Here is a 14,602-nt window from a genome sequence, read left to right as displayed (position 1 = left end):
CACATGTCCACCCTTGAGATCCGTGACCTGAAGGTCGCCGTCGAGGACAAGGAAATCCTGCGCGGCGTCAACCTGACCGTGAAGGCCGGCGAGACCCACGCCATCATGGGCCCCAACGGCTCGGGCAAGTCCACGCTCGCCTACGCGATCGCCGGTCACCCGAAGTACACGATCACCGGCGGTGAGGTGCTGCTCGACGGCGTCGACCTGCTGGAGCTGTCGGTCGACGAGCGCGCCCGCGCCGGCCTGTTCCTCGCCATGCAGTACCCGGTCGAGGTCCCCGGCGTGTCGGTGTCCAACTTCCTGCGCTCGGCCGTCACCTCCGTCCGCGGCGAGGCGCCCAAGCTGCGCGAGTTCGCCAAGGACCTCAAGAGCGGCATGGACGCCCTGGCCATCGACGCGGCCTTCGCCCAGCGCAACCTGAACGAGGGCTTCTCCGGCGGCGAGAAGAAGCGCCACGAGATCCTCCAGCTCGAGCTGCTCAAGCCGAAGATCGCGGTGCTCGACGAGACCGACTCCGGCCTCGACGTCGACGCCCTGCGCGTGGTGTCGGAGGGCATCAACCGCTTCCGCGCCTCCGGCGAGACCGGCGTGCTGCTCATCACCCACTACACCCGCATCCTGCGCTACGTGAAGCCCGACTTCGTGCACGTCTTCGCGGCCGGCCGGGTCGTGGAGGAGGGCGGGCCGGAGCTGGCCGACAAGCTCGAGGCCGAGGGCTACGAGCAGTACACGAAGGCATCTGCATGACTTCCACCAGCTTGGACGTGGAGAGGATCAGGAAAGACTTCCCGGTCCTCTCCCGCGAGCTGCCCGGCGGGCGTCCGCTCGTCTACCTCGATTCGGGCAACTCCTCGCAGAAGCCCACATCGGTCGTCGAGACCATGCGCGAGCACCTGGCGATGCACTACAGCAACGTCGGGCGCGCCATGCACGTGCTGGGCTCGGAGTCGACCGAGGCGTACGAGAGCGCGCGCGACAAGGTCGCCGCGTTCATCGGCGCCCCGTCGCGCGACGAGGTGGTCTTCACCAAGAACGCCTCCGAGGCGCTCAACCTCGTCGCCTACAGCTTCGGCAACCCGGCGTGCGCCGACCCGCGCTTCACGCTCGGCCCCGGTGACGAGATCGTCATCTCCGAGATGGAGCACCACTCCAACATCGTGCCGTGGCAGATGCTCGCGCAGCGCACCGGCGCGACGCTGAAGTGGTTCGGCGTTACCGACGAGGGCCGGCTCGACCTCGCCGACGGCGTCGTCACCGAACGCACGAAGATCGTCTCGGTCGCGCACCAGTCGAACGTGCTCGGCACCGTCAACCCGGTCGCCGACGTGGTCGCGCTCGCCCGCCGGGCCGGCGCGCTGGTCCTGCTCGACGCCTCCCAGTCCGTCCCGCACCACCCCGTGGACATGGCGGCGCTGGACGCCGACTTCGTGGCCTTCACCGGCCACAAGATGGTCGGCCCGTCCGGCATCGGCGTGCTGTGGGCGCGCGGCGAGCTGCTGGAGGCCATGCCGCCGTTCCTCGGCGGCGGCGAGATGATCGAGGCGGTCTGGATGGACCGCTCGACGTACGCGCCCGCGCCCCACAAGTTCGAGGCCGGCACCCCGCCGATCGTCGAGGCCATCGGGCTCGGCGCGGCCGTCGACTACCTGACCGGCATCGGCATGGCGGCCGTGGAGGCTCACGAGCGCGAGCTCACCGCCTACGCGCTCGACGCGCTGCGCGAGGTGCCCGGCCTGCGCCTGATCGGGCCCGACTCGCTCGACCTGCGGGGCGGCACGCTGGCGTTCACGCTGGAGGGGATCCACCCGCACGACGTGGGCCAGATCCTCGACGACCGGTTCGGCATCGCCGTGCGGGTCGGCCACCACTGCGCGCGCCCGCTGCACCTCAGGTTCGGAATACCGGCGACCACCAGGGCGTCGTTCTACCTGTACAACACCACGGGCGAGGTCGACGCCCTGGTGCGCGGCCTCCACCACGTACAGAAGGTGTTCGCATAGCCATGATCGGCGAGTCGATGTACCAGGAGCTGATCCTGGAGCACTACAAGCACCCGCAGGGGCGGGGGCTGCGCGAGCCGTACGACACCGAGGTTCACCACGTGAACCCCACGTGCGGCGACGAGATCACGCTGCGCGTCAAGGTGGGCGACGCGGGCCGCATCGAGGACGTCTCCTACGACGGCCAGGGCTGCTCCATCAGCCAGGCCGCCGCCTCGGTGCTGCACGAGCTGACCGCCGGCTCGACCGTCGAGGAGACCCTGTCGGTGGTCGACGAGTTCACCCGGCTCATGCAGGGCAGGGGACAGGTGGAGGCCGACGAGGACGTGCTCGGCGACGCGGTCGCGTTCGCCGGGGTGGCCAAGTTCCCGGCCCGCGTGAAGTGCGCGCTGCTGTCGTGGATGGCCTACAAGGACGCTGTAGTGAGGAGTGCTGCACGATGAGCAAGCCCGTCGAGACCCCGACCGGCTTCGACGGCGAGGCGAGCGTCGAAGAGGTCATGGAGGCGCTCAAGGACGTCGTCGACCCCGAGCTCGGCATCAACGTCGTCGACCTCGGCCTGATCTACGGCCTCAACCTCGACCCGGCCGACGGCGGCGCCAAGCCGGTGGCCACCATCGACATGACGCTGACCAGCGCGGCCTGCCCGCTGACCGACGTCATCGAGGACCAGGCGCACTCCGCCCTGGAGGGCATGGTCTCCGATGTGAAGATCAACTGGGTCTGGCTGCCGCCGTGGGGCCCGGACAAGATCACCGATGAGGGCCGTGAGCAGCTTCGTATGCTAGGCTTCAACGTCTGATCTTTTACCGCTGGTCGGCTGGCGCTCCGCGTCAGCCGCTTCAGCATGCCAGGGGATCCGGAAAGTCCGGCGCCCCGACGGGGAATAGTCTTGATCCTCCCCGCGTTGGCACCAGGGACACCTGACGCCTCATCGCGCGTCCCGCGCCGCCTGCGGCCGGCGCCCAGGTGCGCCTCCCCCTCCGCTCGCCCCCACGGCGGGCGCACTGCACCGTGTACGGCAAGGCCGCCGTACGTCCTGGCTCGTCCTTTCGCAGAAGTGACGTGCCACTTCGACTGAAAGGCACGAAGTTCGTGACCATGCTTGACGCTGCCCTGCCCGAGACGACCCCTGAGCAGGGCCCGTCCGAGTTCGAGCTGCTCGGCCTGCCCAAGCCGCTCATCAGCGGCCTCTCCCGGCAGGGAATCGACAGCCCGTTCCCCATCCAGAGCGCGACGATCCCGGACGTGCTCTCCGGCGCCGACGTCCTCGGCCGCGGCCAGACCGGCTCCGGCAAGACGCTGGCCTTCGGCCTGCCCACGATGGCCCGCCTCGCCGGCGTCAAGCCGGCCCCCGGCCGGCCCCGCGCCATGATCCTCGTCCCCACCCGTGAGCTCGCGCTCCAGGTGCACGACGCCATCGAGCCCCTCGGCCGCGGCCTCGGCCTGCGCATGAAGGTCGTCGTCGGCGGCATGTCCATGGGCAAGCAGATCGAGGCGCTGCGCCGCGGCGTCGACGTCGTCATCGCCACCCCGGGCCGTCTCGGCGACCTCATCCGGCAGGGCGAGTGCTCGCTGGAGGACATCGAGATCAGCGTCCTGGACGAGGCCGACCACATGTGCGACCTCGGCTTCTTCCCCGTCGTCACCGAGCTGCTCGCGCAGACCCCGGCCGACGGTCAGCGGCTGCTGTTCTCCGCCACGCTCGACGGCGACGTCGACAAGCTCGTGCAGCGCTTCCTGAAGGACCCGATCACCCACTCCGTCGCCCCCGCGACCTCCCCGGTCGACACGATGGAACACCACGTCATGCAGGTGACGCGCGACGACAAGTTCGACGTCACGGCCGAGATCGCCAACCGCGAGGGCCGTACGATCATCTTCGTCCGCACCCAGCACGGCGTCGACCGGCTGTGCAAGCAGCTCGCCCGCGTCGGCGTCAAGGCCGGCGGCCTGCACGGCGGCAAGCGCCAGAACCAGCGCACCCGCATCCTCGCCGAGTTCCGCGAGGGCTCGGTCAACGTGCTCGTCTGCACCGACGTGGCCGCCCGCGGCATCCACGTCGACAACATCAGCCTCGTCCTGCACGTCGACCCGCCGCAGGACCACAAGAGCTACCTGCACCGCGGCGGCCGCACCGCCCGCGCCGGCGAGAAGGGCACCGTCGTCACGCTGGTGCTCCCGAACGAGCGCCGCTCCACCGACGCGCTGACCCGGCGGGCGGGCATCCACCCGTTCCGCCTCAAGGCGACGCCCGGCCACCCGCGCCTGGCCGAGATCGCCGGGGCCCGCACGCCCAGCGGCGAGGCCATCCCCGTGTGGGAGCCCGACGTGCGCAAGCCGCTGCGCCCCCGGCGCGAAGGCGGCCACGCCGGCTCCGAGCGCCGCGGCCGGCGTCCGCGCCGTGAGTTCGACGGCGAGCGCCGCCCGCGCCGCCACGACGGCGACCGCCCGCCCTTCGCCGGCCCGCGCCGGACCGAGGACGGCTCGTTCGGCGGCCAGCGCCGCACCGACGACCGCTACCCGCGCCGTCACGACGAGCCCCGCACGTTCGGCGACGACCGCCGCTCCGGCGGCGACCGCCCCCGTGGTGGTGGCTACCGCAACGACGGCGACCGCGGCGGCTTCTCCGGCGGCGGTGACCGCGGCGGTGACCGTGGTGGCTACCGCAACGACGGCGACCGCGGCGGCTACTCCGGCGGCGGTTACCGCAACGACGGTGACCGCGGTGGGTTCCGCAACGACGGTGACCGTGGTGGCTACTCCGGTGGTGGCGACCGCGGCGGCTTCCGCAACGACGGCGACCGTGGCGGTTTCTCCGGCGGCGACCGTGGGCGTGGCGGGTTCCGTGAGGGTGACCGGCCGCGTGGCGGGTTCCGCTCCGACGACCGCCGCCACTCCACCGACCGTGGCCGCCCGTTCTCGGCCGACCGCGAGCGCGGCGTCCGCACGGACGACCGTCCCCGTGACGGTTACCGCTCCGGCGGCGCCCGTCCCGACGACCGCGGCCAGCGGGGCGGCTTCCGCGCCGACGACCGTGGCAACGGCGGCTTCCGCCGGGGCGGCTCCGCCCGCCGCTACGAGCGCTGATTCCCGGGGCGGCACCGCCCCATGAGTTCGTCCGACGCCCGCCGCGCCCGGTCCTCCCGGGCACGGCGGGCGTCCGCGTTCCCGCACCCTGGCGGGCGCATCTCACCCGCCCGCCGGTGGCCTGCCTGCACGACGTACGGACCGTTCCCGGTCCGGACGGCCGCCGCCACGCCGTCACCGGCCTCGGCCACCGACGGCCGCCAGGCACGGGACCCGCGCGACTCGCGGGTGTCTCGGCTGGCGGACGCGGCACGAAGCGGGGTCGCGCGGCGACTAGGCTGTTACCGCACGCCAGCCGATCGACGAGAGAGATCATGAAGACCTTCGAAGAGCTGTTCGCCGAGCTGTCCGAGAAGGCCCGGACCCGGCCCGCCGGCTCCGGCACCGTGGCCGCCATCGACGCCGGCGTCCATGCCATCGGCAAGAAGGTCGTCGAGGAGGCCGCCGAGAGCTGGATGGCGGCCGAGCACGAGTCTGACGACCGGGCAGCCGAGGAGATCTCCCAGCTCCTCTACCACGTCCAGGTGCTCATGATCGCCAAGGGGATCGGCCTGGACCAGGTCTACAAGCATCTCTAGGGCGCCCCCGCGCCCGCCTCCGGTCTTCCGCAACGACTCTGGACACCGAGGAATCAGACATGCTTCGCCTGGCCGTACCGAACAAGGGCACTCTCAGTGAGGCCGCCCAAGTCATGCTCAAGGAGGCCGGCTACCGGTCCCGCAGAGACAGCAAGGAGCTCGTCGTCGTCGACGAGGAGAGCGGCTGCGAGCTGTTCTTCCTGCGCCCGCGCGACATCGCCGTCTACGTCGGGGAGGGCACGCTCGACGCCGGCATCACCGGCCGCGACATGCTCGTCGACTCCGGCGCGTCGGTCGAGGAGGTCATGCCGCTCGGCTTCGGCGCCTCCACCTTCCGTCTGGCCACCCGGGCCGGCACGATGACGTCCGTCAAGGACCTGCAGGGGCTGCGGGTGGCCACCGCCTACGCGGGCCTGCTGGAGAAATACCTGTCCGACCAGGGCGTCGACGCGCGCGTCATCAAGCTCGACGGCGCGGTCGAGACCGCCATAAGGCTCGGCGTGGCCGACGCGGTGGCCGACGTGGTGGAGACCGGCACGACGCTGCGCAACGTCGGCCTGGAGGTGTTCGGCGACCCGATCATGAAGTCGGAGGCGGTGCTCATCAAGCAGCACACCGCCCCGGCGACCAACGGCGTCGAGCAGCTCGTGCGCCGGCTGCAGGGGGTCGTGCACGCCCGCGACTTCGTGATGATGGACTACGACATCCGCGCCGAGCGGATCGAGGAGGCCATCGCGCTCACGCCGGGCATGGAGGGGCCGACGGTCTCGCCGCTGCACCGGGAGGGCTGGGTGGCCGTGCGCGCCATGGTCCGGCGCCGGGGGCACCAGCAGGTGATGGACCAGCTGTGGGACATCGGCGCAAGGGCCATTCTGGTCACCGACATCTACGCCTGCCGCCTGTGACCTCTGCCTGCGCCGTCAGGTAATCGCCTGTTCCGGGCGGGAACGTACCGGTCCGTGAGTATCCGACCTGTTACGGAGCGGTGCGCCCGCCGCGCTTTCACCGTGCGCGACGCGTGGACGTGGCTCAAGCACGGCAACCGCCGCTGGGCGGCCGGGACTCCCGGCCGGGCCGGGCAGGACGTGGAGCGGCGGCGGCAGGTGGCGCGGGCGCAGGCGCCGTTCGCGGTGGTGCTGTCGTGCGTCGACTCGCGGGTGCCGCCCGAGGTGGTGTTCGACGCCGGGCTCGGCGACCTGCTCGTCGTCCGCACCGCCGCGCACACGCTCGACCCGCTGGTCAGGGCCGCCGTCCAGTACGGCCCGCACGCGCTGGGCGCGCCGCTCGTGCTGGTGCTCGGGCATCAGCGCTGCGGCGCGGTGACGGCGGCGGCGACGGCCCTGCGCGAGCGCGCCACGCTGCCGGGGGAGCTGCCCGCCGTCGTGGCGGCGCTGGCGGGCGCGTACGAGAGCTCGGGTGGCGACGTGGCCGCGATGACGCGCGCCCACACCGCCGCCACGGTGCGGGAGTTGCGCGACGACCCGCTGCTGCGCGGGCGCGCGACGGTCCTGGGCGCCCACTACTGCCTCGACACGGGCCTGGTCAGCCGCGTCGTCTGACGCACGCCGCCGCCGCTGCCCGGGTGAAACTTTCACCCGGGCGGGGGAGAGAGCGCCAGGTGAGGCAGGGGGCCGGTGGCGAGGGGGATTCCTGTCGTTGACGCGGGGCCGGACCTCGGATGTACTCCGGCACATCGGGCCCCTCGGAGGGGCGCTCTGCGGTACCGAATGTTAGCGCTAACAGCGCAAGTCGGAGGAGGACAACCGGTGAGATCCGCCCTGCGCACGCTTCTGTGTGCCGTCGGCCTGCTGCTTCCGGCCGTGCTGTTCCCGTCGGCGGCCGGAGCCGACAACCCGATCGTGCAGACCATCTACACGGCCGACCCCGCGCCACTCGTCCACGACGGCCGGGTCTACGTCTACACCGGACACGACGAGGACGGCTCCACGTACTTCACCATGCGGGACTGGCGTGTCTACTCCTCCTCGGACATGGCCAACTGGACGGACCACGGCTCGCCCCTGAGCCTGGCCACCTTCGCCTGGGCCGACGCCAACGCCTGGGCGGGTCACGTCACCCACCGCAACGGCCGCTTCTACTGGTACGTGCCGGTCCGCGACCGTGCCAGCGGCTCGATGGCCATCGGCGTCGCGGTCGCCGACAGCCCGACCGGGCCCTTCCGGGATGCCATCGGGCGCCCGCTGGTCAACAACGGCGAGATCGACCCCAACGTCCTCATCGACGACAACGGCCAGGCCTACCTGTACTGGGGCAACCCCCGCCTCTGGTACGTCCGGCTGAACACGGACATGATCTCCTACTCCGGCAGCCCCACCCAGATCCCCCTCACCACCGCGGGCTACGGCACGCGCACCGGCAACGCCGCCCGCCCGACCCTCTACGAGGAAGCCCCCTGGGTCTTCAAGCGCAACGGCCTGTACTACAACGTGTTCGCTGCCGAATGCTGCTCCGAGTTCATCGCCTACTCGACGGCGCCCACCGCCACCGGCCCCTGGACCTACCGGGGAACGATCATGCCCAGGCAGGGGAGCAGCTTCACCAACCACGCCGGGATCGTCGACTTCGCCGGCGGGTCGTACTTCTTCTACCACAACGGCGCCCTCCCCGGCGGAGGCGGTTTCACCAGGTCGGTGGCCGTGGAGAAGTTCACGTACAACGCCGACGGCACCATCCCCGTCATCAACATGACCACCGCCGGGCCGCCGCAGATCGGCACCCTCGACCCGTTCGTCCGGCAGGAGGCCGAGACCATGGCCTGGTCCTCCGGGGTCGAGACCGAACCCTCCGAGGAAGGCGGCCTGAACGTGGGCTTCATCGAGAACGGCGACCACCTCAAGGTCAAGGGCGTCGCCTTCGGCAACGGCGCCTCCTCCTTCACCGCCCGCGTCGCCTCGGCCACCAGCGGGGGCCGGATCGAGCTGCGGCTCGGCAGCGCCACCGGCGCCCTCGTGGGCACCTGCGCCGTCACCGGCACCGGCGGGTGGCAGAACTGGGCCTCGGTCACCTGCCCGGTGTCCGGGGCGACCGGCACCCATGACCTCTACCTCCGGTTCGCCGGCGGCAGCGGCTACCTGCTCAACCTCGGCTGGTGGCAGTTCACGCCGATCGGCGGCAGCGGCGCCGAGCTGCTGACGAACGGCGGCATGGAGGACGGCACGACGGGCTGGACCACCTCCGGAGGCACCCTGACCTCCGCCGCCGACGTCGCCCGCACGGGCAGCAGGTCCCTGCTCAACTCCGGCCGTACCGCGGCCTGGAACGGCCCCCACCAGAGCCTGACCGGGCGGCTCGCCAACGGCAGGAGCTACACCACGAGCGTCTGGGTGCGGTCGCAGAGCGGAACCCCCAGCGCGAAGGCGACCCTGGCGGTCACGGCGAACGGCGCCACGAACTACCACCAGCTCACTCCGGCGCGAACCGTCGGCGCGAACGGCTGGACCCAGCTCACCGGCACCACGACCGTCTCCTGGACCGGAACGCTGACCGGCGCCTCCTTCTACGTCGAGACCGTCGCGGGGACCGACGGCCTCTACATCGACGACGCCTCCTTCCGGTGACCTGGCGGAAGGACCGACCCCGCCCCTTCGACCCCCGAGGTGAGACATCGATGGACAGGAACCCAACGCGCCTCCCCCTGGTCCACGCCGCCGCCGCCATCCTGGCCCTGGCGACCACAGTCGTGGCGGTCGGCCCGGCCACGCCCGCGCGGGCGCTGGACAACGGCGTGGGCCGCACCCCGCCGATGGGATGGAACACCTGGAACACCTTCGGCTGCAACATCAACGAGACGCTGATCAAGCAGACGGCCGACGCGCTGGTCAGCTCCGGCATGCGTGACCTGGGATACCAGTACGTCGTGGTCGACGACTGCTGGTTCGATCCGGCCCGCGACTCCGCCGGCAACCTGCGGGCCAACCCGTCCCGGTTCCCGAGCGGCATGAAGGCGCTCGGCGACTACCTGCACGCCAGGAACCTGAAGTTCGGCCTCTACCAGGCGCCCCTGGACCGGACCTGCGCCCAGTACTTCGGCTCCTACCCGGGGGCGACCGGAAGCCTCGGCCACGAGGTCCAGGACGCCCGGCAGTTCGCCGCCTGGGGCGTCGACTACCTCAAGTACGACTGGTGCTCGCCCACCGGCACCATCGACGACCAGGTGCGCACCTTCGCCAAGATGCGGGACGCCCTGGCCGCCACCGGCCGGCCGATCCTCTACAGCATCAACCCCAACAGCATTCACGAGAAGACCGGCCCGCGCCGCGACTGGGGCGACGTGGCCAACATCTGGCGTACGACCGAGGACATCACCAACGCCTGGAACACGGGCCAGACCAACGGCTACCCGATGGGCATCCAGAACATCGTCGACGTCAACGTCCCCCTCGCGGGCAACGCCCGGCCGGGGCAGTTCAACGACCCCGACATGATGGTCGTCGGCCGGGGCGGCATGAACGACACCGAGATGCGCAGCCACTTCGCCCTGTGGGCCGTCATGGCCGCCCCGCTGATCGCCGGGAACGACGTCCGGAACATGGACGCCGCCACCGCGACGATCATGAAGAATCAGAACCTGATCGCCGTCAACCAGGACCCGCTCGGCCTGCAGGCCACCCAGGTCAGCCACGACGGAACCCGCCGCGTGCTCGCCAAGCGGCTCAGCAACGGCGACGTCGCGGTCGCGCTGTTCAACCAGGGCGCCGCCACCACCACGATCAGCACCACCGCCTCCGCCGTCGGCCTGACCGGCGGCCCGTTCACGCTCCGCGACGCCTGGACGAACGCCGTCACCACGACCACCGGGACCATCTCGGCGAGCGTCCCGCCCCACGGCACCGCCGTGTTCCGGGTCAGCGGCGGCACCCCCGCGCCGCCCGCCACCCGGATCCAGGGCGCCGGCTCCGGCAGGTGCCTGGACGTGTCCGGCGCGTCCCAGGTCAGCGGCACCCAGGTGGTGATCTGGGACTGCCACCACCAGAGCAACCAGCAGTGGACCGCCACCGCCGCCGGCGAACTGCGCGTCTACGGCGGCAAGTGCCTGGACGTCGACAGGGCCGCCACCGCCGACGGCACCGGCGTCATCATCTGGGACTGCAACGGTCAGAGCAACCAGAAATGGCGCTTCAACGCCGACGGCAGCATCACCGCCGTCGGCGCGGGCAAGTGCCTGGACGTGTCCGGCAACGCCACGGCCAACGGCGCCAGGCTCCAGATCTGGTCCTGTAGCGGGGCGCCCAACCAGCGATGGACCCGCCTGTGAGGCCCGGGGCGGCGCTAGCCGAGCTTCTTCACCGCCTCGACGGCCTGGTCGACCTGCTCGGGGGTGGTGACGATGCTGGTGCCGAACCGCAACAGCGGCGGGTCGTACGGGGTGAGGCTCGTGTCGATCATGCCGGCGCGCAGCCGCTGCATCGCCTCCCCGGGCTGCATGCCGTCGACCGAGACGCACACCAGGCCGGCCGAGAGCGCGGGGTCGGCGGGGGTGGCGAGCGTGACGTGCGGCAGACCGGCCAGGCCGGCCTTGAGCCGGGTGGCCAGCTCCTGGGTGCGCCGCTGGATCCGGTCCAGGCCGATGACCTCCTGGAACCCGAACGCCGCCGGCATCGCCCACCGGTGCTCGAACGCCTTGTAGCCGCCCGGGGTCGCCAGGCGGGCGTCGGTGCGCGCGGGCGGCTCGCCGGTGCGCCACGCCTCGAACGCGCCCTGGCTGAAGGCCGGGATGACGGGGTCGAGCGCGTCCCAGGCGTGACCCCACACGATGCCGGTGCCGCGCGGCCCGAACAGCCACTTGTGCGTGCCGCTGACCAGGAAGTCGCAGCCCAGCTCGGCCACGCCGTCGGCCATCGCGCCGAAGCCGTGCACGCCGTCGACGCACAGCAGCGCCCGGTCGTGTTCGTCGCGTGACCGGTTGACGTCGGCGAGCATGTCGGCGATCTCCCTGACGGGCAGGCGGACGCCGGTGCTCGAATGCACCCAGGTGATCGCGACGATCCGGGTGCGGTCGCGCAGGCCCTCCCTGATCGCGGTGACGATCCGGCCGGCCGACGCCCGCGCCGGGTCGTCGTACAGCCTGACCCGGCGCACCTCGGCCCCCGTGCGGCGGGCGAGCAGGCGCAGGCCCTCGTGGGTGGCCAGGAAGTCGTGCTCGGTGGTGAGCACGTCCTGGCCCTCGCGCAGCCGCAGGCCGGAGTAGAGCAGGCCGAGGCCCATCGTGGTGCTGTCGGTCAGCGCGATGCCGGACGGCTCGGCGCCCAGGTGGCGGGCGGCGGCCGCGCGGATCGCCTCGTCGGGGTCGCCGCCGTCCGGCAGGTAGTGCGGGTTTCGGTCCAGGGCGTCGCGGTGCTTCTGGACGGCTTCGCGGACCATCGCCGGGGCGGGTGCCAGGATGAACGCCGCGAACTGCGCGTACTTGGGGTCGAGAGCGAACTGGGCGCGTACGGACTCCCAGTCCTGAGGATCGAAAGGCGGCGCGGAACCCCCGGCGGACCCCCCGGCGGAGGCCCCAGCGGAGGGAGTCGGAGCGGCAGGGGAGGCAGCAGGGGAGGACGTGCAGGCGGCCACGCTCGCCAGCACTCCCGCGCCGAGCAGGGCCCGTCTGTTCAGCCGAGGAGTCACGCCCTCTTCCTATCCCGGCCCCGCGGCCGTGCCCAGCTCCGGGACCGAGTCGTTACGCGCGCATCGCCGCCACCTCGCGGATCAGGTCCGACACGCGGACGATGCCCAGGCAGCGGCTCAGCTCGTCGGTCACCACCAGGTCGTCGTAGACGCGCAGCGCGTCGCGGCCGGCCGCCTGCATGGCCGCCACCGCCGGGGTGGTCTTCGGCACCGTGCGCGGCGGGTCGGCCAGCCGCTGCGCGGGCTTCGAGCCGTGCAGGGCGTGCCCGTAGCGGGAGGCGATCGACAGCAGGAACCGGCTGCGGTCCAGGCTGCCCTTCGGCCGCTGGTACTCGTCAACCAGGATGACGCTGGTGATCGTCGGCTCGTGCCCGAACGCCTCCACCGCCTCCTCCGCGGTCGCCGCCACCGGCAGCGTCACCGCGGGCAGCAGCAGCTCCTGCACGCGCGGCCCGAGCATGACGGCCGCGGGGGAGTCGTCGGCGGGCGGCAGCGGCACCCGCACCCGGCCGTCCGGGCCGGGCGCGAGCAGCGGCCCGTGCGCCAGCCGCACCCCCCACCCGCGTGCCGCCTCCAGCTGCGCCGGGTCCTCCACGCCGGGGGCCAGCACGTGCGCGCCGACGCCGCGCGCCAGCGCCGTCAGCCCCTGCGCCACCGCCGCCGCCCGGTGGTCGCGCGGCGCCCGCGCGATCAGGTCGGGGGCCATCGCCACCAGGTACGGGGCCGTGTCGGCGATGAGGTCGAGCGGCACGCTCTCCGCCCCGGCGCCGCCGAAGCCGAGCAGGTAGCCGAGGTTGCGCAGCCCGTCCAGCGCCACCTTCAGCACCGGCCGGTCGGTCACCGCGCACGGCCCCGACAGCAGCAGGATCGCCTCGCGCGGATGCCTCCGGGCGCGGCGCAGCGCCTCGTGCAGCGGGACGAGCGCCCCGGCGCCCGACAGCACCACCCGCATGGGCAGCTCCAGCACCATCGGAAGCGGCGCGGCCCGCAGCTGGCCCGAGGCGTCCAGAAGCGCGGGGTAGGCGATGACCGATCCGGTGTCGAGGTCCACGACAGGGCCGGTGAGCAGGGAGGACACGTTGAGATGATGGTGTCACCCGAGCACGCGGGGAAGGGCGGTGCGGCGAAGTTCACCGACATTTCTCGCGGTATTTCCCACCCGCTCGAAGGGGAATGCCGTTCGGGTCTACGCTGGTCCCGTGACACCCGAACACGCGCGCGACGTGCCGGCGAGCCGCGATCTGCCGCGGCGGACCGCCTGGGGGGCGCCGGCCCTGTTCCTGGCGGCGTTCGCCGTGTTCGAGAGCGTCAAGTACGGCCTGCCGACGACGGCCGCGGCGCTGGCGTTCTTCGCGCTGCCGAGCCTGGCGGGGCTCGCCGGGGCCCGCCCGCCCGGCCTCGTCCACCAGGCCGTGCACCGCGTGTGGATCCCGCTGGCGGTGCTGGTCGGCTACGCGTTCGGGCCTGTCGTGTGGCCGCCGCTGTTCACCGCCGGGCTCGGCTGGCTGACCCGCATCGCCGTCGACCGGACCTTCGGCCGCGGCCTGGGCCACGATTCGGGCCGCGATCCGGGCCACAGCAGGGCGGCGGCGGACGGCGACGTGCCCGCGTGAGGGCCCGGCCGGCGAAGGGCGGCGGCCGCTGGGTGAGCGTGCCGCCGGAGCGGGTGCACCCGTGGATCGACGGGTTCGCCGGACGCCACGGGCCGTTCGAGGCGACCGGCGACGAGCGGGTGGTCCGGCTCACGGCGGCCGACGGGGCGGTGGCCGAGCTGCACGTGCCGTTCCCGCCGATGCGCCCGGGGCCGCCGCACGTCACCCGGCTGGCCGGGCACGCGCGGGAGGACCGCCGGGTGGGCGTGGTGCTGGTGCGGCTCGGCGGCTACGCGGCCGGGGTGTTCCACGGGGGCGAGCTGGTCGCCTCCAAGGTCGGCTCACGGCTGGTCCAGGGCCGCACGGCGGCGGGCGGCTGGTCGCAGCAGCGGTTCGCCCGACGCCGCGAGAACCAGGCGGGCAAGGCGTTCGAGGCGGCGGCCGAGACGGCGCTGCGCGTGCTGACGCCGCACCTCGGCGAGCTGGAGGCGGTGGTGTTCGGCGGTGACCGCAAGGCGGTCGACGCGCTGCGCGCCGACCGCAGGCTCGCGCCGCTGTTCGCGCTGGAGTCGGAGCCGTTCCTGGACGTGCCGGACCCCAGGCTGGCCGTCCTCCGCGACACCCCGGGCCAGTTCCGCGCCGTCCGCATCCTGATCACCGACCCGGCCTGACCTCCCGCCCGGCCCGCCCGGTCCGCCGGGTCCGACCG

General features: G+C 72.5%; 14 protein-coding genes. 12 read left to right on the top strand and 2 right to left on the bottom strand.

All coding sequences use genetic code 11. From position 1 onward, the window contains the following. Positions 1 to 3: 3 nt before the first annotated feature. The 10 genes from sufC to KME80_RS15660 all read left to right on the top strand — a co-directional run bounded on the left by sufC (position 4) and on the right by KME80_RS15660 (position 10,946). On the top strand, positions 4 to 750 hold the full coding sequence (sufC, locus tag KME80_RS15705; RefSeq protein ID WP_219505701.1) for a Fe-S cluster assembly ATPase SufC: 747 nt from the start codon (positions 4 to 6) through the stop codon (positions 748 to 750). Next, the gene (locus tag KME80_RS15700) at positions 747 to 2,003 is read left to right on the top strand and encodes a cysteine desulfurase (protein WP_281427012.1); all 1,257 of its coding nucleotides are present in this window, start codon (positions 747 to 749) and stop codon (positions 2,001 to 2,003) included. The genes sufC and KME80_RS15700 overlap by 4 nt, the downstream gene beginning before the upstream one ends. Before the next feature lie 2 nt (positions 2,004 to 2,005). After that, on the top strand, positions 2,006 to 2,446 hold the full coding sequence (gene sufU, locus KME80_RS15695; RefSeq protein ID WP_219505699.1) for a Fe-S cluster assembly sulfur transfer protein SufU: 441 nt from the start codon (positions 2,006 to 2,008) through the stop codon (positions 2,444 to 2,446). Continuing rightward, on the top strand, positions 2,443 to 2,805 hold the full coding sequence (locus KME80_RS15690; RefSeq protein ID WP_219505697.1) for a metal-sulfur cluster assembly factor: 363 nt from the start codon (positions 2,443 to 2,445) through the stop codon (positions 2,803 to 2,805). Before sufU ends, KME80_RS15690 begins: the two co-directional genes overlap by 4 nt. A 299-nt stretch (positions 2,806 to 3,104) precedes the next feature. Then, positions 3,105 to 5,093 carry a DEAD/DEAH box helicase gene (locus KME80_RS15685; protein ID WP_219505695.1) on the top strand — a complete coding sequence of 663 codons (1,989 nt, stop codon included), beginning with the start codon at positions 3,105 to 3,107 and terminating at the stop codon, positions 5,091 to 5,093. Positions 5,094 to 5,407: 314 nt separating this feature from the next. After that, on the top strand, positions 5,408 to 5,671 hold the full coding sequence (locus KME80_RS15680) for a phosphoribosyl-ATP diphosphatase (RefSeq protein ID WP_219505694.1): 264 nt from the start codon (positions 5,408 to 5,410) through the stop codon (positions 5,669 to 5,671). Positions 5,672 to 5,730: 59 nt separating this feature from the next. Continuing rightward, positions 5,731 to 6,576: an ATP phosphoribosyltransferase gene (gene hisG, locus KME80_RS15675; RefSeq protein WP_219505693.1), complete on the top strand. Its 846-nt coding sequence runs from the start codon at positions 5,731 to 5,733 to the stop codon at positions 6,574 to 6,576. Between the two features lie 54 nt (positions 6,577 to 6,630). Next, positions 6,631 to 7,230, top strand: a complete 600-nt coding sequence (locus KME80_RS15670) for a carbonic anhydrase (protein WP_219505692.1) — start codon at positions 6,631 to 6,633, stop codon at positions 7,228 to 7,230. 207 nt (positions 7,231 to 7,437) lie between these two features. Continuing rightward, positions 7,438 to 9,249: a family 43 glycosylhydrolase gene (locus KME80_RS15665; RefSeq protein WP_308125781.1), complete on the top strand. Its 1,812-nt coding sequence runs from the start codon at positions 7,438 to 7,440 to the stop codon at positions 9,247 to 9,249. A 50-nt stretch (positions 9,250 to 9,299) separates the two neighbouring features. Beyond that, positions 9,300 to 10,946 (top strand): glycoside hydrolase family 27 protein, encoded by a 1,647-nt coding sequence (locus tag KME80_RS15660; protein ID WP_219505690.1) that lies wholly within the window; start codon positions 9,300 to 9,302, stop codon positions 10,944 to 10,946. Positions 10,947 to 10,960: 14 nt separating this feature from the next. Here the strand turns inward: KME80_RS15660 and KME80_RS15655 are convergent, their stop codons facing one another. Beyond that, positions 10,961 to 12,301: an aminotransferase class V-fold PLP-dependent enzyme gene (locus KME80_RS15655; RefSeq protein ID WP_219505689.1), complete on the bottom strand. Its 1,341-nt coding sequence runs from the start codon at positions 12,299 to 12,301 to the stop codon at positions 10,961 to 10,963. A gap of 52 nt (positions 12,302 to 12,353) precedes the next feature. Beyond that, positions 12,354 to 13,379, bottom strand: coding sequence for an EAL domain-containing protein (locus KME80_RS15650; protein ID WP_308125780.1), 1,026 nt, complete (start codon positions 13,377 to 13,379; stop codon positions 12,354 to 12,356). Positions 13,380 to 13,500: 121 nt separating this feature from the next. Here KME80_RS15650 and KME80_RS52730 point away from each other — a divergent pair, with 121 nt between their 5' ends. Both KME80_RS52730 and KME80_RS52725 read left to right on the top strand, forming a co-directional pair. Next, positions 13,501 to 13,914: a DUF4260 family protein gene (locus KME80_RS52730; RefSeq protein WP_219505687.1), complete on the top strand. Its 414-nt coding sequence runs from the start codon at positions 13,501 to 13,503 to the stop codon at positions 13,912 to 13,914. Continuing rightward, positions 13,911 to 14,564: an acVLRF1 family peptidyl-tRNA hydrolase gene (locus tag KME80_RS52725; RefSeq protein WP_219505684.1), complete on the top strand. Its 654-nt coding sequence runs from the start codon at positions 13,911 to 13,913 to the stop codon at positions 14,562 to 14,564. The genes KME80_RS52730 and KME80_RS52725 overlap by 4 nt, the downstream gene beginning before the upstream one ends. The last annotated feature ends 38 nt before the right edge of the window (positions 14,565 to 14,602 follow it).

Source organism: Nonomuraea ceibae, assembly GCF_019396325.1.
In the GTDB taxonomy this organism is placed as follows: Bacteria; Actinomycetota; Actinomycetes; order Streptosporangiales; family Streptosporangiaceae; genus Nonomuraea; species Nonomuraea ceibae.
This window is presented reverse-complemented; position numbering and strand designations above follow the sequence as displayed.

What these genes read in the sequence shown, in the direction of transcription:
- KME80_RS15660 (WP_219505690.1), top strand. Translation starts at nt 9,300, where the DNA reads ATGGACAGGAACCCAACGCGCCTCCCCCTGGTCCACGCCGCCGCCGCC.
- sufC (WP_219505701.1), top strand. Translation starts at nt 4, where the DNA reads ATGTCCACCCTTGAGATCCGTGACCTGAAGGTCGCCGTCGAGGACAAG.
- KME80_RS15680 (WP_219505694.1), top strand. Translation starts at nt 5,408, where the DNA reads ATGAAGACCTTCGAAGAGCTGTTCGCCGAGCTGTCCGAGAAGGCCCGG.
- sufU (WP_219505699.1), top strand. Translation starts at nt 2,006, where the DNA reads ATGATCGGCGAGTCGATGTACCAGGAGCTGATCCTGGAGCACTACAAG.
- KME80_RS15700 (WP_281427012.1), top strand. Translation starts at nt 747, where the DNA reads ATGACTTCCACCAGCTTGGACGTGGAGAGGATCAGGAAAGACTTCCCG.
- hisG (WP_219505693.1), top strand. Translation starts at nt 5,731, where the DNA reads ATGCTTCGCCTGGCCGTACCGAACAAGGGCACTCTCAGTGAGGCCGCC.
- KME80_RS15690 (WP_219505697.1), top strand. Translation starts at nt 2,443, where the DNA reads ATGAGCAAGCCCGTCGAGACCCCGACCGGCTTCGACGGCGAGGCGAGC.
- KME80_RS15685 (WP_219505695.1), top strand. Translation starts at nt 3,105, where the DNA reads ATGCTTGACGCTGCCCTGCCCGAGACGACCCCTGAGCAGGGCCCGTCC.